General features: G+C 66.8%; 18 protein-coding genes. 10 read left to right on the top strand and 8 right to left on the bottom strand.

Annotated features, from left to right (window positions below; all coding sequences use genetic code 11):
• Positions 1-5: 5 nt before the first annotated feature.
• Complete coding sequence (locus AC07R1_RS09915; RefSeq protein ID WP_370059406.1) at positions 6-773, bottom strand: AraC family transcriptional regulator; 768 nt, start codon at positions 771-773, stop codon at positions 6-8.
• Positions 774-872: 99 nt separating this feature from the next.
• Between AC07R1_RS09915 and AC07R1_RS09910 the strand changes: the two genes are divergently transcribed.
• The 7 genes from AC07R1_RS09910 to AC07R1_RS09880 all read left to right on the top strand — a co-directional run bounded on the left by AC07R1_RS09910 (position 873) and on the right by AC07R1_RS09880 (position 9,534).
• On the top strand, positions 873-2,006 hold the full coding sequence (locus tag AC07R1_RS09910) for an MFS transporter (RefSeq protein ID WP_065363183.1): 1,134 nt from the start codon (positions 873-875) through the stop codon (positions 2,004-2,006).
• Positions 2,007-2,155: 149 nt separating this feature from the next.
• Entirely contained in the window at positions 2,156-3,229 is a 1,074-nt protein-coding gene (locus tag AC07R1_RS09905; RefSeq protein ID WP_026020156.1) for an NAD(P)-dependent alcohol dehydrogenase, read from the top strand.
• Positions 3,230-3,321: 92 nt separating this feature from the next.
• Positions 3,322-4,233, top strand: coding sequence for a universal stress protein (locus AC07R1_RS09900; protein ID WP_174395604.1), 912 nt, complete (start codon positions 3,322-3,324; stop codon positions 4,231-4,233).
• A 433-nt stretch (positions 4,234-4,666) separates the two neighbouring features.
• Complete coding sequence (locus AC07R1_RS09895; RefSeq protein WP_495110479.1) at positions 4,667-5,050, top strand: DUF2946 family protein; 384 nt, start codon at positions 4,667-4,669, stop codon at positions 5,048-5,050.
• Between the two features lie 118 nt (positions 5,051-5,168).
• On the top strand, positions 5,169-7,337 hold the full coding sequence (locus tag AC07R1_RS09890; protein ID WP_495110478.1) for a TonB-dependent receptor: 2,169 nt from the start codon (positions 5,169-5,171) through the stop codon (positions 7,335-7,337).
• Positions 7,338-7,390: 53 nt separating this feature from the next.
• Positions 7,391-8,869, top strand: coding sequence for a PepSY domain-containing protein (locus AC07R1_RS09885; protein WP_495110477.1), 1,479 nt, complete (start codon positions 7,391-7,393; stop codon positions 8,867-8,869).
• Between the two features lie 134 nt (positions 8,870-9,003).
• Complete coding sequence (locus tag AC07R1_RS09880; protein WP_011062343.1) at positions 9,004-9,534, top strand: DUF3087 domain-containing protein; 531 nt, start codon at positions 9,004-9,006, stop codon at positions 9,532-9,534.
• 25 nt (positions 9,535-9,559) lie between these two features.
• Here the strand turns inward: AC07R1_RS09880 and AC07R1_RS09875 are convergent, their stop codons facing one another.
• Entirely contained in the window at positions 9,560-12,160 is a 2,601-nt protein-coding gene (locus AC07R1_RS09875) for a hypothetical protein (protein ID WP_495110476.1), read from the bottom strand.
• Between the two features lie 332 nt (positions 12,161-12,492).
• On the opposite strand from AC07R1_RS09875, the gene AC07R1_RS09870 reads away from it, so the two are divergent.
• The gene (locus tag AC07R1_RS09870) at positions 12,493-13,275 is read left to right on the top strand and encodes a sulfite exporter TauE/SafE family protein (RefSeq protein ID WP_011062341.1); all 783 of its coding nucleotides are present in this window, start codon (positions 12,493-12,495) and stop codon (positions 13,273-13,275) included.
• A 16-nt stretch (positions 13,276-13,291) separates the two neighbouring features.
• Here the strand turns inward: AC07R1_RS09870 and AC07R1_RS09865 are convergent, their stop codons facing one another.
• Positions 13,292-13,912 carry a LysE family translocator gene (locus tag AC07R1_RS09865; protein ID WP_495110475.1) on the bottom strand — a complete coding sequence of 207 codons (621 nt, stop codon included), beginning with the start codon at positions 13,910-13,912 and terminating at the stop codon, positions 13,292-13,294.
• Positions 13,913-14,115: 203 nt separating this feature from the next.
• On the opposite strand from AC07R1_RS09865, the gene AC07R1_RS09860 reads away from it, so the two are divergent.
• Positions 14,116-16,563, top strand: a complete 2,448-nt coding sequence (locus tag AC07R1_RS09860; RefSeq protein ID WP_145714180.1) for a PAS domain-containing protein — start codon at positions 14,116-14,118, stop codon at positions 16,561-16,563.
• A 9-nt stretch (positions 16,564-16,572) separates the two neighbouring features.
• Here the strand turns inward: AC07R1_RS09860 and AC07R1_RS09855 are convergent, their stop codons facing one another.
• The 3 genes from AC07R1_RS09855 to ampC form a co-directional block, all read right to left on the bottom strand.
• Positions 16,573-17,268 carry a hypothetical protein gene (locus AC07R1_RS09855; protein ID WP_495110474.1) on the bottom strand — a complete coding sequence of 232 codons (696 nt, stop codon included), beginning with the start codon at positions 17,266-17,268 and terminating at the stop codon, positions 16,573-16,575.
• 129 nt (positions 17,269-17,397) lie between these two features.
• Positions 17,398-18,114, bottom strand: coding sequence for a phosphatidylcholine synthase (gene pcsA, locus AC07R1_RS09850; RefSeq protein ID WP_011062338.1), 717 nt, complete (start codon positions 18,112-18,114; stop codon positions 17,398-17,400).
• A 296-nt stretch (positions 18,115-18,410) separates the two neighbouring features.
• The gene (gene ampC, locus AC07R1_RS09845) at positions 18,411-19,583 is read right to left on the bottom strand and encodes a class C beta-lactamase (RefSeq protein WP_011062337.1); all 1,173 of its coding nucleotides are present in this window, start codon (positions 19,581-19,583) and stop codon (positions 18,411-18,413) included.
• Between the two features lie 227 nt (positions 19,584-19,810).
• On the opposite strand from ampC, the gene AC07R1_RS09840 reads away from it, so the two are divergent.
• A complete protein-coding gene (locus AC07R1_RS09840; protein ID WP_011062336.1) occupies positions 19,811-20,686 on the top strand; it encodes a LysR family transcriptional regulator in 876 nt (291 codons plus the stop codon).
• 3 nt (positions 20,687-20,689) lie between these two features.
• On the opposite strand, the gene AC07R1_RS09835 is transcribed toward AC07R1_RS09840, so the two are convergent.
• Both AC07R1_RS09835 and AC07R1_RS09830 read right to left on the bottom strand, forming a co-directional pair.
• On the bottom strand, positions 20,690-20,908 hold the full coding sequence (locus tag AC07R1_RS09835) for a YXWGXW repeat-containing protein (RefSeq protein ID WP_011062335.1): 219 nt from the start codon (positions 20,906-20,908) through the stop codon (positions 20,690-20,692).
• A 91-nt stretch (positions 20,909-20,999) separates the two neighbouring features.
• Positions 21,000-21,467, bottom strand: coding sequence for a periplasmic heavy metal sensor (locus AC07R1_RS09830; RefSeq protein ID WP_011062334.1), 468 nt, complete (start codon positions 21,465-21,467; stop codon positions 21,000-21,002).
• Positions 21,468-21,475 lie beyond the last annotated feature (8 nt).

Here is a 21,475-nt window from a genome sequence, read left to right as displayed (position 1 = left end):
GCCTTTCAGGTGTTGAAATACGCCCGCGGCGTGGTGCCGGTCATGGCCTTGAAGAAGGCGATGAAGATGCTGTCGCTGGCAAAGCCCAGTGCGCAGGCGCTGTAGCCGATGCCGCGGCCTGTGGCGAGCAGTTCGATGGCGCGCATCAGCCGCCACTGCTGGCGCCATTGCTGGTAGCTCAGGCCGGTTTCACGCTGGAAGATCCGGCCGATGGTACGGCTGCTGGCGCCGACCCGGGTGGCCAGTACCTGCAATTGCGGCGGCAGTTGCTCCAGGTCCGCCAGCAGCGGTTGCAGGCGTTTGTCCCGGGGCAGGGGCAGCGACAGGGGCTGGTGCAGGGCCTGGCGGATTTCCTCGATGCACAGGCCCAGCAGGTGCGGGTAGCGGCCCTGGCTCCAGTCGCAGTCAAAGGCGGCCTGGGCCATGGGTTCCAGCACGGCCTGGAGCAGCGGGCTGACTTCGATCACCGCCACTTCGGCCGGCAGGCGCTGGCTCAGTTCGGCGCTGAAGTACAGCGAACGGTAGTCCACGCTCTGCTGCATTTGCGCGCGGTGCGTGACCCCCGGGGGAATCCACGCCGCCCGCGAGGGCGGCAGCAGGCACAGGCGATGGTCCAGGGTGATCCGCGTGCAGCCCTGGCGGGTGTACAGCAATTGCCCGCGGCGGTGGCGGTGCAGGCCGGAGTCGTGGTCGCCGAGGGTCGCGGCGATGCCCAGCAGGGGGGCGTCGAAGCGGTCGGGGTCGAAGAGTGCCTGTGGTTCGAGCCAGGCCATGATTGGCGTATTTCCGATGTTTGTTGGCAGGGTTGCGATAATACGCCAGGCGCCGCTGCCTAGAATCGCCGGCATGTTTTTTTTGCCGAGCACTGCCTGATGAATCCCCGTTCCCTGCTGCCCCTGGCCCTGGCCCTGCTGATGTTCCCGCAGCTCGCCCAGACCCTCTACAGCCCGGCCCTGGCCGATCTTGGCCGGGCCTTTGGCGTGGCCCCCGCGCAAGCGGCCCAGAGTCTTTCGGTGTTTGTCCTGGGGTTTGCCCCGGGGGTGCTGCTGTGGGGGCGCTTGAGCGATCTTTGGGGCCGGCGCCCGGCCTTGCTGGGTGGCCTGACGCTGTATGTCCTGGCCATCGGGCTGCAATTGCAGGTGCAGAGTTTTACCGCGCTGTTGCTGTGCCAGGCCCTCGCCGCCCTGGGCGTGGCGGCGGGCTCGGTGGTGACCCAGACCCTACTGCGCGACCTGTTTCGCGGCAGTGAACTGGTGCGGGTGTTTTCCCTGGTGGGCATGTTCCTGGCGGCCAGCCCGGCCATTGGCCTGTTCAGTGGGGCCGGGCTGGTGCGGGCCTGGGGCTACCAGGGCGCGCTGGCCGGGTTGCTGGTGCTGGCCCTGGCCTTGCTCGGCTGGTGCGCCCGGGCCTTGCCGGAAACCCGTGCGCCGGCGCCGCACCTGGCGCCCCTGGCCGGGACCTTGTGGCAGATGCTCAGGGACCCGGGCATCTGGCGCTCGGCGCTGCTGGTGGCGCTGTTCAATGTGGCCTTGCTCAGCTACTACAGCCTCGGGCCGTTCCTGTTTCGCGACCTGGGGTGGGGCGAGCAGGGCTTTGGTTACAGCGGTGCGGGCCTGGCCCTGGCTTCGGGGCTGGGGGCCTGGCTCAATCGTCGGCTGCTGGGGCGGGGCTGGTCCGGTGACACCCTGCTGCGGCTGGCGGCCCTGGCGGTGACCCTGGGTGGCCTCGGGGTGACAGCGCTTGGGCACAGCCTGTGGTTGCTGCTGCCCATGCTCGGCGTGGTGCTGGGCTTCGGCCTGGCCATCCCCAATATCCTCGGCTCGGCGTTGGCGGCCTACAGCGACCGGCTGGGCAGCGCCGGGGCCGGGTTCGGCCTGTTCTACTACCTGCTGATTGGCGCCGGGTTGCTGTTGGTGGGCTGGGGCCAGGCCCTGGGGCCGACCCTGGGCCTGTGCGGGGTTGCGGCGCTGTTGTTGTGCCTGGTGCGGCGCCGGCAGCAGGGCTGAAGGGCGAGTTTGCGACACACGGTCGCCCCAGCGGCCGCCAAGGGGCCATTGTTTGACCATGATCAAGCCCTTCCCCGGGGTATCCGCGCAGTCTGTCAGCAGACCTGCGGATTCGCGCAGACCCCTTCCCGGCAATGGAGATCGGCAACATGGCCAAGATGAAAGCAGCGGTATTCGTGGAGAAGAACCGCATCGTGCTGGAAGACAAGGACATCCCCGAAATCGGTCCGCTGGACGCCCTGGTGCGGATCACCACCACCACTATCTGCGGCACCGACGTGCACATCCTGCGGGGTGAATACCCGGTGGCCAAGGGCCTGACCATCGGCCACGAGCCGGTGGGGGTGATCGAGCGCCTGGGCTCCCAGGTACGCGGCTTCCACGAGGGCCAGCGAGTGATCGCCGGGGCCATCACCCCCAGCGGCCAGAGCTACGCCTGCCTCTGCGGCTGCGGCTCCCAGGACGGCCCGGACACCCGCCACGGCTTCCGCGCCACGGGCGGCTGGAAGTTCGGCAACACCATCGATGGCTGCCAGGCCGAATACGTGCGTGTGCCGGACGCCCTGGCCAACCTGTGCCCGATCCCCGACGGCCTGAGCGATGAAGAAGTGCTGATGTGCCCGGACATCATGTCCACCGGTTTCTCCGGCGCCGAGCGTGCCGAGGTGAACATCGGCGACAGCGTGGCGGTGTTCGCCCTGGGCCCCATCGGCCTGTGCGCGGTGGCCGGAGCCAGGCTCAAGGGTGCCACCACCATCATTGGCGTCGACACCGTGGCCGCGCGCATGAGCGTGGCGCGGGAGCTGGGGGCGACCCATGTGGTGGACTTCAAGCAGGGCGACGTGGTCAAGCAGATCATGGACCTCACCGACGGTCGCGGGGTCGATGTGTCGATCGAGGCCCTGGGCACCCAGGGCACCTTCGAGTCGGCGCTGCGGGTGCTGCGCCCGGGGGGCAAGCTGTCGAGCCTGGGGGTTTATTCCAGCGACCTGCGCATTCCCCTGGATGCCTATGCCGCCGGCCTGGGCGACCTGAGCATCCTCAGCACCCTGTGCCCGGGCGGCAAGGAACGCATGCGCCGGCTGATGGAGGTGGTCGCCAGTGGCCAGGTGGACCTCAAGCCGCTGGTGACCCACCGCTTCAAGCTCGACGATATCGAGGCCGCCTACGAGCTGTTCGCCAGCCAGCGCGACGGCGTGATGAAGATCGCCATCACCCCATGACCCGTGTCACCGGGCGCCCTTGATACCGGTCAAGGCGCCCGGTAGCACGGCATTCCACACTCAAGCTCACGTATCGCCCAAGGAGGAGCACCATGAGCCAGTACCAGCGTCTGTTGCTGATCGCCGATCCACAGCAGCACCAATCCCCCGCGGCGCGCCGTGCCGTTGCCCTGGCCCGGGCCAGCGGCGCGGCGCTGCACGCCCTGGTGTTCGTCGAACCGCCGGCGCGCACCTACCTGTGGGAAGAACACCTGGAAGACAGCGAGCGCGAAGCCTACCTGCAGCGCCACGAGCGCTGGTTGCAGGTGGAAGCGCAGTGGATGGCCGAGGAGGGCGTGCAGGTCACCACCCAGGTGATCTGGAGCACCCAGGTGCTCAAGGACATGCTCGCCTACATCGACGAGTTCCGGCCTGACCTGCTGATCAAGGACGTGACCCTGGAGTCGGCCCTCAAGCGCGTGTTCGTCACCCCGCTGGATTGCCACCTGCTGCGCGAGGCGCCGGTGCCGGTGCACCTGGTCAACGACGCGCCGCACAAGCTGCCCCGGCGGATTGTCGCCGCGGTGGACCCGGCCCAGTCCGACACCCAGATCCGCGGGCTCAATACCCAGATCATCCAGACCGCCCACGCCCTGGCCCTGCAATGCGACGCCCAGTTGCACCTGCTGTACGCCTACGACCTGATGCCGATGCTCGATGGCGTGGCGCCGGTGGCGTCCACCGCCTGGAGCGTCAACTGCCTGGACGAGTTGCGCGATTCCCTGCACAAGGAATTCGAACGCCTGGGGGATGAGCACAACGTGCCCCAGGAATTCCGCCACTTCATCATGGGCCCGCCGGTGCCGGGCATCGCCCAGTTCGTCGACGAATACCTGGTGGACGTGGTGGTGATGGGCACGGTGCACCGCACCGGCTTTGGCCGCTTGATCGGCAGCACCACCGAACGCGCCTTGTACTCGATGCCGGGGAGCATCCTGGCGGTGAAGGCGCAAAACCAGAACTGAAGCCCTCGCTTGGACCCCGCCAGCGGCCAACCTCAGCCCGGATCATCGCCCTGGCGACCTGGCAGGTACGGCAGCCGCGGCGGGGGCTGTGTGTCGGGGCACATAGCCTGACGATAAGGATGAAGGGTGACGCTGCTTGTAACCGCTGCCGAGCTTGCGAGGCTGCGACAAGGGCCGCAGGACCTTCAGCACTCTCAAGAGCGGCGCCTGCTTCGCAGTCGTTCGCAGCCTGCGGCGGCTACAGGGACCGCATGGGCTGGGAGCTGCTTTGAAGGTGAGGCGATGCGCCTTCTTTTTAGTTCTGGTCCGACACTGCACTCTTCGGGAGTCGGCTATAAAGCTCGCCACAACCTCACCGCTGGCAGGCCCATGAGTCTCGCTTACCCTGCATGGGTGATTTTCCGCCGCTTTTTTCACTGTTAATCTTGCCGCCATGACCCATGCCTCCCCCCATCGCCCCCACATTGCCTGGACGCTGTATTTCTGCGTGCTGTTCAACGTGTTCGTCTGTGGCCTGGGCCACGGGCAGATGGCCGGGCTGGAGCTCAATGGCGTCGGCGGGCAATTCTGTTCCGCCATGAGCAACCCGGGCCCGGCCCTGGACGGCGACTTCAGCGATCAGGCCGCCGCCGGTGGGTTGAGCACGTTCATGTGCCCATTGTGCTCGGCCGTGAGCCTGGGCATCGCGCTGCTGTTTTGCCTGGGCTGGATGCTGCGCCGCCAACGCCCGCCACGGCTGGGGGGCGAGCAACGCAGCAAGGCACCACCGCGCTCTTGCTGGCCTGCGCTCAATCCCCGGGCACCTCCTCTGGGCTGACTCGCTCCGGCGACCGTCATCGGCGGTCGCGCTTTCTCGTCCTCCGGCACTAGCTGCACGGTCGCTCCGGCGACTGCTGCCGGACGCTGTTCGATGATTTTTTTTCGAGTCCGAGTCCATGAAACACCTCAATCGCTCCCCCCACTGCGCGGCGCTGTGCTGCGCCCTGTCGTTCAATGCCCTGGCCGACTCCCCGCTGGAGTTGCCGCAGATGCGCATCAGCACCGACGAAGAACGCAAGATCGGCCTGCAACTCGATACCCAGGGCAGCACCGGTTCGCGCCTGGGCCTGACGCCCCGGGAAACCCCGGCTTCGGTCAGTGTGGTCAACCGCCAGCAGATCGAGCAGCGCGGCGCCGCCAATACCCAGGACATCCTGGCCAGCGTGCCGGGGATGAACGCGGCCTCGTCCCCCGGGGTGCCGGGCTTCGTGTCCTATCGCGGCTTCTCAGGGGCGCAGATCACCCAATTGTTCAATGGCATCAGCGTGCAGTACGACTCCATCGCCGCGCGCCCGGTGGACAGCTGGATCTACGACCGGGTCGAGGCCGTCGGCGGCCCGTCGAGCTTTCTCTACGGCGCCGGCGCGGTGGGCGGTTCGATCAACTACATCACCAAGCTGCCGTCGCGCACCGAGTCGTTCAATGAAGGGCGGGTCAGCTATGGCTCCTACGACAGCACTGAAACCTCCTTCGGCTTCAACCACGCGCTGAACGAGGGGGCCGGCCCGCGGCATTACGCGCGCCTGGACCTCAGCCACACCACCAGCAACGGTTATGTCGACCGTGAACAGCGCGACGCCTGGACCACGGCCTTCTCCCTGCTGACGGATTTCAACGACCAGCTGTCCCACACCCTGGCCTACGAGTACCAGGACGAGCGCGTCGACAGCCCCTACTGGGGAACCCCGGCGCTGAACCCGTTGGGGGGCAAGATGGAGGTGGACAAGAGCCGGCGCTTCAAGAACTACAACGTCCGTGATGGCCGTTACGAACAGCGGGTGCAGTGGTTGCGCTCGATCATCGACTATCAGGTCGATGACCGTACTTCGCTGCGCAACACCCTGTACCACTACAACGCCGACCGCGAATACCGCAACCTGGAGACCTACGCCTACAACAGCGACAACAGCCAGGTGGTGCGTTCCGGCATCCTGCTCCAGCGCCACGCCCAGGAGCTCAACGGCAACCGCTTCGAGCTGCTGCATCACAACACGCTGTTCGGCCTGGACAGCCAATGGTCGGCGGGCATCGACTACAGCCACAACGTGATGAGCAACTTCCCGCGCTCGGTGTCGGGCTCACTGCCCGGCGTTGATCCGGGCGATTTCGACCCGGGCAGCTTCTGGGACTTGCCCGGCATGCAGCGCGGCTTCGACAAGAACCGCCGCAACCAGGTGGACACCTGGGCCCTGTTCCTGGAAAACCGCCTGCAACTGAGCGAGCGCCTGTCCCTGCTCAGCGGCCTGCGCCACGACCAGATCGACCTGCAGGTGACCAACTACCGCGCCGTCACCGAGGCCAACCCGGCGTTTTTCCAGCGTAAGTACCGCCCGACCACCGGGCGCCTGGGGCTGGTCTACGAGCTGACCCCGGCGGCCAACGTGTACGTGCAATACAGCACCGCCGCCGACCCGCCGGCGGGCATCCTGACCACCGCCAGCTATGGCCAGGTGCGCGACTTCGACCTGAGCACCGGCAACCAGTGGGAGGTCGGCAGCAAGGTCGATTTCCTCGACGGCCGCGGCTCGGCGACCCTGGCCGCCTACCGCATCGAGCGCAAGAACCTGTCCACCGCCGACCCGAGCAACCCCGGCAGCAGCCAGCCGGTGGGGCAGCAGTCTTCCCGGGGCGTGGAACTGGCGGCGTCGCTGCGGGTGACGCCCAGGCTGCTGGCCGAAGGCAACTTCGCCTACGTCGATGCCCAATACGACGAGTTCTATGAAAACGTCGGCGGGCGCCCGGTATCGCGCAAGGGCAACAGGCCTACCAACACCCCGGACAAGGTCGGCAACCTGTGGCTGACCTATGACCTGGCGCCGTCCTGGCAGGTGGGCAGCGACGGCCGCTACGTGTCTTCGATGTACGCCAATGCGGCCAACAGCCGCTACGCGCCGGCCTACACGATCTTCGGTGCCTTTGTCGGCTATCAGGTGAACGCCGATACGCGGATCACCGGGCGGGTGCGCAACCTCACCGATCAGGTCTACGCCCGCACCACCGCGCCGAGCCAGCTGTACCTGGGGGCGCCGCGGACCTTCGAACTGGCGCTGCAAACGCGCTTTTAACCTGAGCCAGCGGGGCGCCCGGTGGCGCCCCGCGCATCTGCGAGTTGCCTGTGATGAAGCGTTACCTGTACCTCTGGCACCGTTGGCTGGGCATCGTTGCCTGCCTGTTCATGGCCCTGTGGTTTATCTCCGGGGTGGTGATGCTGTATGTCGGCTACCCCAAGCTGACCCCGGCCGAGCACCTGGCCCACCTGCCGGTGCTGCAACTGGAGCCTGCCCCAGCCGACCTGGGGCAGGTGCTGCACGCCGCCGATCCGCACCAGCCGCCCACCCGCATCCGCCTGACCACGGTGGCGGGGCAGCCGCGCTACATCCTTGAATACCCCGGGCCGCGCAAGGTGGCGGTCGACTCCCAGAGCGGCCTGCCGGCGGCGCCCCCCGATAGGGTCGAAGCCCTGGCCGCGGCCCGCCAGTTCGCCCCCGAAGCGGTGGCGCGTGATCGTGGCGTCGTGCAGGAAGACATGTGGAGCCTGTCCCGGGCCCTGGATGCCGACCGGCCGCTGCACCGGGTGGCCATTGCCGATGCCGAGCGGCGCCTGCTGTATATCTCCGGCACCACCGGCGAGGTGGTGCGTGACGCTACCGCCAGTGAACGCGGCTGGAACTGGATCGGCGCCTGGCTGCACTGGCTGTACCCGTTGCGGGGCATCGGCATCGATGGCGCCTGGGGGCCGATCGTCACCTATCTGTCCCTGGCCGCCACCCTGATGGCGGTGCTCGGCCTGGCGGTGGGCGTGCTGCGCTGGCGCTTCAAGCGCACCTACCGCAACGGCTCGCACTCGCCGTACCAGGGTTTTGCCCGCTGGCATCACCTGGGGGGCATGCTGTTCGGCGTGCTGCTGATCACCTGGATCTTCAGTGGCCTGATGTCGATGAACCCGTGGAAGCTCTTCAGCAGCGCCCAGCCCTTGTCGGTGGCGGCGTACCAGGGTGGTCCACTGGGCGCCCTGGCCTTCCCGCTGAATGCCGGGCAGGTCCTGCAACGCTTTGCCGATGACGGCCTGCAGGCCCGGGAACTGGAGTGGCGGATGATCGCCGGCAAGGGGTATGTGATTGGCTATGACGGCGCCGGGCGTACGCGGATCTTCGACATGGCCGGGGATCGGGTCCAGCGCCGGTTCCACCCCGGCACCTTGCAGCAGGCGGCCTGGGCCATCCGGCCAGGGCAACCGATGCTCGTCGAGCAACTTGCCGCCTACGACTTCTATTACTACGCCCGGGAACCGCAAAGCATGATGGGCCACCTGCAGCAGCGCCTGCCGGTGCTGCGGGTGCGTTTCGACGACCCGGCGCAGACCTGGCTGCACCTGGACCTGCACACCGGCGCCATCGTCGGCCAGTTGGACCAGCCGCGCCGCGCCTCGCGCTGGCTGTTCGCCCTGCTGCACAGTTGGGACTGGCTGCCGCTGCTGGCCAACCGGCCGTTGCGGGATCTGTGGATGATCGCCTTCAGCGCCGGAGGTTTGCTGGTCAGCGCCAGCGGGGTGGTGCTGGGCTGGCGGCGCCTGGGGCGGTCGTTGCAGCGGCGTTGACGCGGGGGCAGGGGAATACACCGACCTGGATCAGCCTAATGGGATATTTTTCCCGTTTAACCCACCGGCGGCCGGTCCAGCGGTGATAATGCGCGCCAGCCACTCACGTTCAGCCATTGGAGCCCGTCGCGCCCATGTTCGTCATCACCCCGCAGGACCCTGAGACTTACCGTCGGCAAACCCGGCGCAGCACCTTGATCATCGCGCTGGTGTTCATTGCCCTGGCCATGCTGTTTTCCAGCGCGGCGGTGGCGCTGTTCGGCCAGCCCGGCGGGGACAACCTGCTGTGGAACGCGGCAGGTGTATTCACCGGCCTGCTGATCAGCGCGGCGTTGTTGCGCAGTGTGTTCTGGAGCAAGCCGTGGATGGCGGCGGCGGTCTATGGCTGGCGCCTCAAGCGCAGCCTGATGCGGGTGACCAACGTCATGCACCAGGTCACCGCCGGGGTTGCGGCGGGTGATCCTGCGGCCCTCAAGCTGCTGCGCTTCTATCACCTGGGGCTGATCCAGATGCACCAGCTGGACGCCAACTCCAGCGCCCACGGGCAGATGCACGGTGAGGTGGAGCGGCATCTGGCGCTGCTGGCCGAGCATGGCATCGACCCGCACCAGGAACGCCTTGAAGCGCAATGGCTGGAAGCGGTGAAGCGGCACAAGACCCCTTGACCGGCAGGCCCCGGTGCTGCCGGGGCTATTGCAGATACCGCCACAACGCCTGGGCAATCTCGCTGGGCTGGCACTGGGTGCCGAAGACTGCCTGGCCAATGCTCAGGCCCAGTTGCCGGTAACTCTCGAACTGCGCCTCGTCGAAAAACTGATCCACGGTGCTCTGGTTGGGAAAGCCCGGATTGGTCCGGGCGTAGTTCAGCACGTCCGGCGTCAGCCCGGCGATCAGCCGAGGCTTGAGCACCAGGATCCGGCAGTGGGGCGTCTGGCACAGGTCATCGTCACTGCCCGGGGAGTGGGCATGGACGTTGAGCAGCAGGGCGCATTTCTGGTTCTCGGCGCTCGGTGGCTGGCGGAATTCCTCAAGGCTGGCAAACACCGTCTTGAGCTGCGGATGGCTCAGAACCCCCTGGTCTTCGCGGATCTCCAGCGCCTGGTCGATGCGCGCCAGGCGCACCAGGTTGGCCAGGTCGTCGAACTGGTAGTCGGGGTCGCAGCCGGCGTCGCAGGTGACGATCAATTCCACCTTGCGCTCCTTGCGCAGCAGTTCGTAGGTACCGGTGTTTTCGAAGTGCCCGCCGTCTGACAGGTACTGGTAGTCGCGGCGGTAGCCGTGAAAGCGCGCGGTCAGTTCATAGAACAGGTAGGCCTGGGTGCCGTAGCGGGTCCAGGGCTTGAGGTCCCGGGGCACCCAGTGCTGTTGCCCGGGGTCGAGGAAGTGGCTGGGCCACCAGATGCCCAGGCGCACGTTGGCCAGCCCCAGCACCAGCGACATGCCGAGGCTGGTGGCGCGACCCAGGCCGGTGCTGAAGGCGGCGCCGGAGACGCCGATCCACTGGCCCAGGGTCAGCGGGCTCATGATCTCCGAGGCCGGGCCATGGTCGAGGTCGCGACGATAGGCCGTGCCATCGAGAATGTAGCGTTCTGCCGGGCATTCGGCGCTGGGGGCCGGGCTGTCGGGTGCCCAGTTCGGCGCGATGCACAGCGGCTTGCCCTTGCGGTCGCGCTGCACCAGTTGTTCGGCCGGGTCGACGGTCAGGTTCATGGTGACGTTGATCAAGTGCACCGGGCCGGCACTGGGGCTGGCGTAGTACTGCTGCAGCGACAGGTCGTCGCTGGACATGGGCTCGGCCACGCTCATGTAGGTGCGGCGCTGTGCGGCCGGGCCGTTGAAGCGTCGGCCATTGGAGGCGCCCAGGTAGGCGCGGATCAGCCGCGCCGAGTAGAAGGCCTGCAGCGATGAGGTATTGAGGAAACCGATGAAGCGCCCGCTGATGTGGGTCAGCACGGCCGCCAGCAGGCTCAGCGCCGCCAGCCGCCAGGCCACCGCGTGGTCGCCGGACACCACCCCGCCGTCGTGGGCGATCCACTGCACCAGCAAGCCCCAGCACAGGCACAGCAGGCTCAGCAGCAGGCCGCCGGCAATCAGCGCGAGCACGTCCAGCGGCAGCTTGTGCATCCAGCCCGGCAGGCGTTTTTCATCCTTGAGCAGGGCCAGGCGCCGCACCAGCCACACCAGGCCCACCAGCAACAGTAGGCTGCCCAGGGCCCTCAGGTCGTGCAGGTAGCTGTACAGCGCCTGGGCCGCAGTCACCAGCAGGGCGAGAAAACCCAGCACCGCCACCGCGGCCATCGCCCGGCCCAGGGCGCGGGTGATCTGCACCCGATAGTTGCGCACGCTGTTGGCGCAGGCGTTGTCCTTGGCCGGGTCGCGGTTGTCGGCCAGGCGCCGCACCAGTTGCCGGGTGATCAGCAAGGCGCAGCTGCCCACCAGGGCACAGCCCAGGGTCAGGGCGCCCACGGCCTGCCACTGGGCCAGCCAGTAGGCCAAGGCGCCGCTGAGCCACAGGCCGATGACTATGCCGAGCATGATCCGGTACGCCGCGTTGCCCATGCTCGGCGGCCGGTCCAGGTCGCCCTGGGGAATGACCAGCCAGTACGCCACGGCGCAGGGCAGGGCGAACAGCACGCCGGCCATCAGCGGCCAGAGCAGCAGGTTGGCCTGGCTCAGGACCTGGAACAGGCTCAGCAGGCTGAGCAGCAGCACGATGGGCAGGCCGATCATGGCCTGCAGCGACAGCCAGTTGCGCCAGGTCATGGCCAGGGCGTAGAGCATGTCTCCGGAGCCGGTGGGGGTCAGGTAGCGGCCGTTTTCCCGCAGCCAGGCCGCGGGGCCCTGGCCCGGTGGCCGGGTGGCGTAGTCGACGCCGGTGCTGATGCGCCCCGGCGGCTCGAAGCGCAGGGCCTGGTAGGCGCTGTGGGCGGCATGGGCCACCGGGTCCTGGGGAGCCTGCGGCTGCAGGCGCCCGGGGAGGAACAGGCTGCTGAAGAAACTGCCGATATAGCCACCGCCGCTGACCGTGGACAGGTAGTCGATGCGCGACAGCAGGCTGTGTTCGCGTGCGCCCGCAGGCTGTGGTTGCGCCACGACGGGGGCCGGAGCCCGGGCCATGGCCTGCAGCACCCCAAGGCCGAAGGTTGCACTGCGAATGCCGCCACCGGACAGTGCCAGCCCCCAGTTGCCCCGGCCGGGTGCGCCGGTTTTGGGGGCTTCCTGTTGCAGGCTCTGGCGCCTGAAGCGGATGCGTTGGTGCTCGATCTGGTACGAGGTGTCGGCAGAGGTCATGGGCCTTCCTTGGAATCGGGTGTGAGGCACGAGCCAGGGGGAGTGCCAGGCCGGGTGCCCCGGCAAGCGTCAGGCAGAATACCGGATGCCGCGGCCCAGATGTGCAGCGCAGAGCGTTCGGCGTCTGTCGGCAAGTGTTTTTTTTAGCCGCGTGCCAGGGGCGCCGTGGCATGTGGCGGCTGCAATTGCGCAGGGGCTGCCATGCGCCTTGTGCATGAAAAAAATGGTCCTGGTTATAACGTTAGATTTTATTCATATAAATGGACATAAGCTTTAGCCGCTATGCTGCCGCCAGTTTTTGACCTGGCCGCGTGATTTGTAGGGCTTTATTGATGGATGTGGGTAACTTCGGTTTTGTAGTCGCGGGCCTGGTAGTGGGTTTCATCGTAGGCATGACGGGTGTGGGGGGCGGTTCGCTGATGACCCCGATCCTGCTCTGGTTCGGCATCAACCCGGCCACGGCCGTGGGCACCGACCTGCTGTACGCGGCCATCACCAAATCCGGTGGGGTGCTGGTGCACCAGAAGAACCGCAACATCGACTGGCGCATCACCGGCTGGCTGACCCTGGGCAGCGTGCCGGCGGTGGCGCTGACCCTGTGGTTCCTGAAGAATCTCGACACCGACCCCCAGGCCCTGAACGCGGTGATCAAGCAGGGGCTGGGGTTCGTCCTGCTGCTCACGGCCCTGGCCATTGTCTTCAAGAAGAAACTCATGGCCTTCGCCCAGCGCCATGGCAGCGACTACCAGCCCAGCCCCGGCGGGCTCAATGGCCTGACCGTGGTCACCGGGGTGATCCTGGGCACCATGGTTGCCTTGACCTCCATCGGCGCCGGTGCACTGGGCACCGTGGCGCTGTTCATCCTCTATCCGTTCCTGGCCACCAAGCGCCTGGTGGGCACTGAAATCGCCCACGCCGTACCCCTGACCCTGGTGGCAGGCCTGGGCCACGCCAGCATGGGCAACATGGACTGGCACCTGCTGGGTTTCCTGCTGATGGGCTCCTTGCCCGGGATCTGGATCGGCAGCCACATGACCGGGCGCATTTCCGACGAGATCCTGCGCCCGTGCCTGGCGGTCATGCTGTTTTCCATCGGTTACAAGCTGGCCTTCTGAAACCTGGCGCGGCGTTTCAGCTGCGCCGATACAGCGCTAGAAACCCCGCCAGCGCCGGCATCGCCGCACCGCAGCATTGATTGAGCCGGCGCATGCCGCTGGCGGTCAGGAACTTCGCCGCCTGCACGCCACCCGCGGCGTACAGCCCCATCACCAGCACCTCCACCACCGCAGTGACCAGCGCCAGAGTGGCGTACTGGATGAAGACCGGCTGGGCGGGGTCGACGAACTGCGGCAGGAACGCGGTGAAGAACAGCAGCACCTTGGGGTTGGTCATGGCCACCGAGAAGCTGCGCCGGAACACCTCGACGCACCGTGACCCGGCCTGCACCTGCTGGGCTCCGAGGGCCTGGGGCGCACTGCGCCAGAGCTGGATGCCGAGCCAGGCGAGGTAGCACACCCCGAGCCATTTCAAGGCCATGAACAACTGCTGCGAGGCCATCAGCATGGCCCCCAGCCCGAGGCCCACGGCAGCGATGATCAGCACATCCGAAAGCGCCGCACCGGCCATGCCTACCGCCACCAGCTGGCGATTGCGCGAGGTGCCGTTGGCCATGGCCAGGAGTGAGGTCGGCCCGGGAATCAGGGCACCGATAAAACAGCTGGAGGTGTAGAGCAGCAAGGTGGTGGTATTCATCGCGCAGTTCTCGGCGGGCAGGTGGCAATGCCGGTGCAGAATGCCCCAGGCCGGCGCGGGTTTAAAGGCATTCGCCGGGCACTTTGGCCGCCGTTGTCGAATCAGCGTTGCCGCTTGCCAACTTCTGCGGATCCACGGGGTCAGTTATCCTGCGCTGGCCATTGGATGGCAGTGTTGCCTTTTTCCTTTTCTGTGATGTGTTCATGACTACTTCCCCACCTCGTGGTGCAGCGCCCAAGACCTCCCGCGGCGGCGAGATCGGTGCTGCAATCCGTCGCTTCGACTGGTCGCAGACCGCGGTGGGCCCTCGTGAAGGCTGGCCCGGCCTGCTGCGCAGTACCTTGAGCCAGATGCTCGAGTCCCCGGAGAGCCTGTACCTGCTGTGGGGGCCGCAGATGCAGTTCTTCTTCAACGATGCCTACCGCCCGGTCCTCGGCCCGCGCCTGGCCAATGCCCTGGGGCAGACCATCCAGACCCTCTGGGCCGATGCCTGGCCGGATGTCCAGCCGATGGTGGAGCAGGCGTTTCTCGGTTACTCCTGCCGCCACGAAGACCTGCCGGTGAACATGCAGCGCTACCCTGGCGAAGAGCTGACCTGGTGGTCGTTCTCCATGAGCCCGGTGTATGACGAGGACGACGAACAGGTGCTCGGAGTGCTGTGCCACACCGTGGAGACCACCGATCGCGTGCTGCTGGCCCGGCACGCCCGGCAGACCGAGGCGCATCTGCGCGAAACCCGCGAGCTCAATACCCGGGTGCTGGCCGCCAGCAACGACTGCATCAAGGTGCTGGACCTCGATGGCCAGCTGTCGTTCATGAGCGAAGGTGGCCTGCGGGTCATGGAGGTCAGTGATTTCAATGCGGTGCGGGGCTGTCCCTGGCCGGACTTCTGGCAGGGCCAGGGCCACCAGGAGGCCCGGGATGCCATTGCTGCCGCGCGCCAGGGCCGCTCGGCGCGGTTCCAGGGCGCCGCCGACACCCTCCAGGGGCGCACCAAATGGTGGGATGTGCAGGTTACGCCGATGCTCGACGCGGCCGGCCAGCCGGAGAAGATCCTCTGCATTTCCCGGGACATCAGCGCCACCCGCGAGGCGCAGGAGGAACTGCGGCGGCTCAATGAGTCTCTGGAGCAGCGGGTCCAGGAGCGTACCCAGGAGCGCGACCGGATCTGGCAGCTGTCCACGGACCTGATGCTGGTGGCGGACTTCAATGGCCGCATCGTCGCCGTCAACCCGGCCTGGACCCAGCTCCTGGGCTGGCAGCGCGAGGAACTGGAAGGCAGCAGTTTCTACGATTTCATCCACCCCCAGGACAGCCTGGCCGCAGCGGGGGCGGCGGCCGATCTGTCCCGGGGCGAGAGCTTTTCGCGCTTCGAGAACCGCTTTCGCCACCGCGACGGTTCCTATCGCTGGATGGCCTGGAGCGCCGTGCCGGACCCGCGCCACATTCACGCCGTGGGCCGTGACATGCAGGCCGAGCGCGAGGCCGCCCAGGCGCTGCGCAAGACCGAGGACATCCTGCGCCAGGCGCAGAAGATGGAGGCGGTGGGGCAACTGACCGGTGGCGTGGCCCACGACTTCAACAACCTGCTGACGGTGATCCGCTCTTCCACCGACCTGTTGCGCCGCAACCTCAGCGAAGAGCGCCGGCAGCTGTACATCAAGGCGATTTCCGACACCGTCGACCGCGCCAGCAAGCTCACCGGCCAGCTCCTGGCGTATGCCCGCCAGCAGAACCTGCGCCCGGAGACCTTCGACGTCGGCGCCAGCGTGCAGTTGCTGGCGCAGATGATCAATCCACTGATCGGCGCCTGCATCGAACTGCGTATCGAGTTGCCGCAGCAGCCTTGCTACATCCACGCCGATGCCGGCCAGTTCGACACGGCGCTGATCAATATGGCGGTCAATGCCCGGGATGCCATGCAGGGCGAAGGCTTGCTGGTGGTGGCTGTGGAGCGGGTGGCGCAGATTCCCCCCAGTGCCAGCCAGGGTGCCCAGGCCGGGGACTTTGTCGCGGTATCCCTGACTGATACCGGCGCCGGCATCGACCCCCAGCAGATCGAACGGATCTTCGAACCCTTCTTCACCACCAAGGAGGTGGGCAAGGGCACCGGCCTGGGCTTGTCCCAGGTGTTCGGTTTCGCCCAGCAATCGGGTGGCGGCCTGGCGGTGCACAGCCAGCCGGGGCAGGGCACGTGCTTTACCCTCTACCTGCCGCGCGCGGAGGCCCTGGCCGGCTTGCCGACGCCAACCCAGGCGGTGGTGCCGATGATCGACGGCCAGGGCATGACCCTGCTGGTGGTGGAGGACAATCCCGAAGTCGGCGTGCTGCTGGCCCAGTCCCTGAACGAGCTGGGCTACCAGACCGAATGGGCCACCAGCGCGGCGGAGGCCCTGCGCCGCCTGGGCGAGGAGCGGACCCGATTCCAGGCGGTGTTTTCCGATGTGGTGATGCCGGGCATGAGCGGTATCGAACTGGCCAGCCGGATCCGTTGCGACTACCCGCGGTTGCCGGTCATCCTCACCAGCGGCTACAGCCCGGCCCTGGCCCAGGGCCAGACCCGGGAATTCGTGTTCCTGCAAAAGCCCTACTCGGTGGCGGAACTGGCCCTGGCCCTGAGCGCGGCGATCGGCCAGCCCGAGGTGCCGTAGGCACCCGTTTCAACTCAGGCTGGCTTCGATCACCAGGACATTGGCGCTGGCGGTGCGCACGTTGAAGCAACGCGTGGGGCTGATGGTGGAGCCTGCTTCGATCAGCACTTCCTGTTCATGTTCCATGCCGGCGCCGCCTTTGCGATAGACCACGGCCTTGCGGTTGCCGTAGGGCGCGCTGAGGATCCAGATCGCCGGGGCGGGGTTGAGGGCCGGGAGCAGGTCGTTGTACGCATGCCAGGCGGCAATCTGCGGGCACAAAGAGGTCGAGAGCGGTTTGTTGGTGACGAAGGTTGCTACCTCGCTCGGGCGGCAGGAACCACCGTGGAACAGCACCTGGCCGGGGGCGATAAACCGTCCGAAGTGCCTGACCTCGGTATTCAAGGTGTCCGCAGTGAACTTGCCAGATGCTCTTTGATACTCCTTGAGCGGTGCGGAATCCTTGAGGTAGGGCATGGCCGCCTTGGCTTGCCTGAGCTGGGGGTGCACATGGAGTTGGCGGCGGAATTCGTTGACCACGCCCGAACCGCCGTAGTGGCCCAGGGTATGCAGCACAAAGTCCCTGGCGTTACGCACGGTCTGTTGCACGCGCAAGGGCCGGGTTGGCCAGTTGTTCTTCAGCTCGGCCTCGTGATACAGCCGTTCCCGCTCATCCGGAGGGCTGTCGCTGATGGGGTAGAGGTCGATCAAGGGAAGGTGGGTCATGGGGGGCTGGCCTGGTACTCATCCGCGGCGGGCGGCGGGCAAATAGTCGCCAAGCCTCTGCTGCAGAGGCTTGGGCGCAGGAGTCTTGCATGCTTGCCGGGCCCCGGCAATGGTTCGCGCGGCCCGGGTTCAGCTGGCCTTGCTGAACCATTCCTGGGCCGAACGCCACAGGCACACGCCGAGAAAGTAGGCCGATGCTGCCAGCCACAAGCCCATGATCGGCGGGCTGTGCAGCGGGTGGCTGAGGATCAGCAATGCGCCGCTGAGCAGCCAGACGAAGGTCACGATGATGTTCAGCCCCATCCACTTGCGTACCCGGAACGGATGCAGGAACTGCACCCGGGTGGCGGTCAGCAGGGCCAGGGCGAAGATGCTCAGCAGGCTCAGCCAGGGGCCGGGCTCGATCAGATAGAAGCACAGGGCGACCACGTTCCAGGCCGCGGGAAAGCCCTGGAAGTAGTTGTCGTGGCTCTTCATGTTGACGTTGCAGAAACACAGCAGCGACGACAGCAGGATCAGCGAGGTGGCCAGCAGCGCGCTGTATTCCGGCAGGGGAATGTAGCGGTAGATGAACAGCGCCGGGATGAACACATAGGTCAGGTAGTCGATCACCAGGTCCAGCACGGAGCCGTCGATGTTGGGCAGCACCGAGCTGGTCTTGACCTTGCGCGCCAGGGAGCCGTCGACGCCATCCACCAGCAGTGCCACCCCCAGCCATAGCAGGCAGGCCTTGGGCTGGTTGTCGAACAGTGCCAGGGTGGCGAGCAAGGCACTGACCACCCCGGTGGCGGTGAAGCCATGGGCGCCCCAGGCTTTGATTCTGGCGATCTGCAGGGTCGATATCACGGACGTTTCTCCAGCGGCTGTGGTGCCCGGGCGATGTCCGGCGCAGCAGCGCCGGCAAGCCTGGCCAGGTTGCAGTTATCGACCGGAAAGCCTGGCAGAAGGTTCAGCGCGAACCTTGAATCAGGCCCGGCGCCGCAAGCGCCGGGCCAGTGGCTGGCCTGGCCCGAGTGCGCGGTCGAGGGGGCTGGTTTGAGTCTAGGCGCCACTCTGGACGAGGCAACAGAAAAAACGCCACGTGACCGAAGGTCAGGTGGCGTTGCGGGCAGGCGCAGGCACCGGAGGGGCTGCCGGGTTGATTACTTCCCGGTCTCCAGGGCCGTGAGGATGGCGTGGGCGGCCTTGATCCGTTCCTCGTTGGGGTAGTTCTTGTTGGCCAGCAGGACAATGCCGATCTGCTGGCTCGGCACGAACACTACATAGGCGCCGAAACCGCTGGTGGAACCGGTCTTGTTGTACAGCGCGTCGGCCTTGGGGGCTGCGGCGGGGGTCAGCCATTGCACCGGGTGCGGCTCAAGGGCCATGGCCGATGAGTTGCCCGCCAGCAGGCGTGCCAGGGGCACCGGGTAGGCGTAGCGCTCCCAGCCCAGGCCCTGGGTCATGTCGCCGACCTGGTAGTAGCCGCTCTGGGTCGCCACCATGGCTTGTTGCAGGGGGCGGTCGAACTGGCCCGGTTGCAGGTTGCCGGCAATGAATTGCAGCAGGTCCGGGGCGCTGGTCTTGACCCCGTAGGCTTCGGCATCCAGCGGCCCGGGGCTGAGGCGGATCGGCCGGTTCTGCTTGTCGTAGCCCTGGGCGTAGTGCCCCAGTTGGTCCTTGGGCAGATGGATGTAGCTGTGCTTGAGGCCGAATTTGGGAAACAGCGTCTGCTCCATCAGCCGGTCGAAGGGCTGGCCCAGGCTGCGGGCGGCCAGATAGCCGAGCAGGCCGATGCTGGGGTTGGAATACTGGCGTTGGGTGCCGGGGCTGAAGGTGGGTTTCCAGGTGTTGTAGTAGTCCAGGGTCTTGTCTTCACCCTGCACCTCGTCGGGGAACTGCAAGGGCAGGCCACCGGCGGTGTAGGTGCCCAGCTGCAGCAGGCTGATGCCGTCGAAGGCACTGCCGCGCAGGGCCGGCAGGTACTGGCTGGCGTGGTCCTCAAGGGCCAGCTTGCCGCTGGCCTGGGCGTAGCCGGCGAGGGTGGCGGTGTAGGTCTTGCTCACCGAACCCACCTCGAACAGGGTGTCGTTGTCCACCGGCTGTTGATTGTCCTTGGAGGCAACCCCGTAGTTAAAGTAATGTCGCTTGCCGTTGGCGATGATCGCCACCGCCATGCCGGGAATGCCCTGCTGGTGCATCAGCGGGCGGATGGTGGCGTCCACGGTGGTTTTCAGAGCGCTGTCCGCGGTGGTCTCGGCGAAGGCGCTGGAGGCGCCCAGTAGCAGTGCGCAGGCGCTGATGACGCTTAGTCCGGTCAAGGTTGTGTGCCGCATGATTGGTTGGTTTCCCTGGGTTCTGGTTATGTACGCCGCGTTTGTCCCAGCGGCTTTGCGGCCCCGGCGTTCTTCGTGGGAACGCTCCGGGCGGCCTGCCCGCGAAGCCTTCCTGGCACAGGAGGGCGTGGCCGGTGCTGCGCGAGCGAGGCCAATGTAGGCAGTTTACGGCACATCGACAAACGACCATATTTCGCACGAGCCATTAGAAAAACTAGGGAATGCCCATGCTCCGTCCCCATCTGCCCCTGAATGCGCTGCGGGCTTTCGAAGCCTCGGCCCGGCACTTGAGTTTCACCCGTGCGGCCATCGAGCTGTGCGTGACCCAGGCGGCGGTCAGCCACCAGGTCAAGAGCCTGGAGGCCCAGCTCAACGTCACCCTGTTCAAGCGCCTGCCCAGGGGCCTGATGCTCACCAGCGAAGGCGAGACCCTGCTGCCGGTGCTGCGCGAATGCTTCGACCGCATCGCCCAGACCCTGGGACGATTCGAGGGTGGGCACTATCGTGAAGTGCTGACGGTGGGCGCGGTGGGCACCTTCGCCGTGGGCTGGCTGCTGCCGCGGCTGGAGGACTTCCAGGCACGCCATCCCTATGTCGACCTGCGCCTGAGCACCAACAATAACCGGGTGGACGTGGCGGCGGAGGGCCTGGACTATGCCATCCGCTTTGGCACCGGGGCCTGGCACGGCATCGAGGCGCTGGCGTTGTTGCAGGCGCCACTGTCGGTCTTGTGCGTGCCGGAACTTGCCCGCCAGTTGCACAGCCCGGCGGACCTGCTGGGGCAGACCTTGCTGCGCTCCTACCGCACCGACGAATGGCCGCAGTGGTTCCAGGCGGCGGGGCTGGGGGCCAACAGCCTGTTGCCCCAGAGCGTGGTCTTCGACTCGTCCCTGGGCATGCTCGAAGCGGCGCTGCAAGGCCTGGGCGTGGCCCTGGCGCCGCCCTTGATGTTCCAGCGCCAGTTGGCCAGTGGCGCGGTGGTGCAGCCCTTCGACATCGGCATTGTCACCGGCAGCTACTGGCTGACCCGCCTGCAATCCCGGGCCGAAACCCCGGCCATGGGCGCGTTCAAGGCCTGGCTGCTGGAAGCGGTGGCCGGCTAGCCATCAATAGCGCCAATGCCCCGGTGTCCAGACCCACTGGCCGGCGTGCCAGCGGTAATGCCCGGCAACCCAGTGATAGCTCGGCGCCGGCGCCATCGGAATCACCTCGACAATGGGCGGCGGCGGTGGCGGCCGGCGAGGATGGGCCGGGGCCACCACGCAGCCTGCCAGGGTGGTGCCAAGCAAGGTGGCGATGAGAATGCTTTGGATCGTACGAAGCATGGGCGGTTTCCTGAGGGGGGCAGTGGGCCCGCGGCCATCGCGGGCGGTTGAGGGTTGAACGTGGCCCGGGGCGAAATCCGTCGCCGGGCCTTCAATCTCTATTGGCTGCGCGGTTTTTCCCCGGGCCCCGCAGGTACATGGCGTCCACCAGTTGCTGGCGCTCCTTGAGCGACAGGCTGCCGGCAAAGTCGGCCAGGACCTCGTCGACCCGGGCCCGCAGGGCGATGTCGGCATCCCGGGACTTGCCCAGTTGGGCATCCAGGGCATTGCGGTCCAGTGGTTCGGCCCCCAGTTCACGCACCACCGCCTGGCGCGCCTCGCGCCCGGCGATGATCAGCGGCTGGCTATCGATGCGAGTCTGGCGCAGCAACTGGCGCAACTGGCGCCGGCGCTCTTCCGGCATCTGCGCCATGGCCTGGCGCAGGCCGTGCTGGGGTACCGCCAGGGCCTGGGCCGGCTTGGGGTGGCCAAGCCACTGATAGAGGCCGCCGGCCACGCCGCCGATCAGGAACACGTTGATCAGCAGCGACAGCACCAGGCAGGTTTTCAGCGCACGCATGGACAGGC

It is taken from the genome of Pseudomonas sp. GW821-FHT07F01, from assembly GCF_059418825.1.
This window is presented reverse-complemented; position numbering and strand designations above follow the sequence as displayed.

Bases quoted from the DNA above. Each gene is read 5' to 3' on its own strand.
- AC07R1_RS09915 (WP_370059406.1), bottom strand. From the start codon at position 773: ATGGCCTGGCTCGAACCACAGGCACTCTTCGACCCCGACCGCTTCGAC.
- AC07R1_RS09910 (WP_065363183.1), top strand. From the start codon at position 873: ATGAATCCCCGTTCCCTGCTGCCCCTGGCCCTGGCCCTGCTGATGTTC.
- AC07R1_RS09905 (WP_026020156.1), top strand. From the start codon at position 2,156: ATGGCCAAGATGAAAGCAGCGGTATTCGTGGAGAAGAACCGCATCGTG.
- AC07R1_RS09900 (WP_174395604.1), top strand. From the start codon at position 3,322: ATGAGCCAGTACCAGCGTCTGTTGCTGATCGCCGATCCACAGCAGCAC.
- AC07R1_RS09895 (WP_495110479.1), top strand. From the start codon at position 4,667: ATGACCCATGCCTCCCCCCATCGCCCCCACATTGCCTGGACGCTGTAT.
- AC07R1_RS09890 (WP_495110478.1), top strand. From the start codon at position 5,169: ATGAAACACCTCAATCGCTCCCCCCACTGCGCGGCGCTGTGCTGCGCC.
- AC07R1_RS09885 (WP_495110477.1), top strand. From the start codon at position 7,391: ATGAAGCGTTACCTGTACCTCTGGCACCGTTGGCTGGGCATCGTTGCC.
- AC07R1_RS09880 (WP_011062343.1), top strand. From the start codon at position 9,004: ATGTTCGTCATCACCCCGCAGGACCCTGAGACTTACCGTCGGCAAACC.
- AC07R1_RS09875 (WP_495110476.1), bottom strand. From the start codon at position 12,160: ATGACCTCTGCCGACACCTCGTACCAGATCGAGCACCAACGCATCCGC.
- AC07R1_RS09870 (WP_011062341.1), top strand. From the start codon at position 12,493: ATGGATGTGGGTAACTTCGGTTTTGTAGTCGCGGGCCTGGTAGTGGGT.
- AC07R1_RS09865 (WP_495110475.1), bottom strand. From the start codon at position 13,912: ATGAATACCACCACCTTGCTGCTCTACACCTCCAGCTGTTTTATCGGT.
- AC07R1_RS09860 (WP_145714180.1), top strand. From the start codon at position 14,116: ATGACTACTTCCCCACCTCGTGGTGCAGCGCCCAAGACCTCCCGCGGC.
- AC07R1_RS09855 (WP_495110474.1), bottom strand. From the start codon at position 17,268: ATGACCCACCTTCCCTTGATCGACCTCTACCCCATCAGCGACAGCCCT.
- ampC (WP_011062337.1), bottom strand. From the start codon at position 19,583: ATGCGGCACACAACCTTGACCGGACTAAGCGTCATCAGCGCCTGCGCA.
- AC07R1_RS09840 (WP_011062336.1), top strand. From the start codon at position 19,811: ATGCTCCGTCCCCATCTGCCCCTGAATGCGCTGCGGGCTTTCGAAGCC.
- AC07R1_RS09835 (WP_011062335.1), bottom strand. From the start codon at position 20,908: ATGCTTCGTACGATCCAAAGCATTCTCATCGCCACCTTGCTTGGCACC.
- AC07R1_RS09830 (WP_011062334.1), bottom strand. From the start codon at position 21,467: ATGCGTGCGCTGAAAACCTGCCTGGTGCTGTCGCTGCTGATCAACGTG.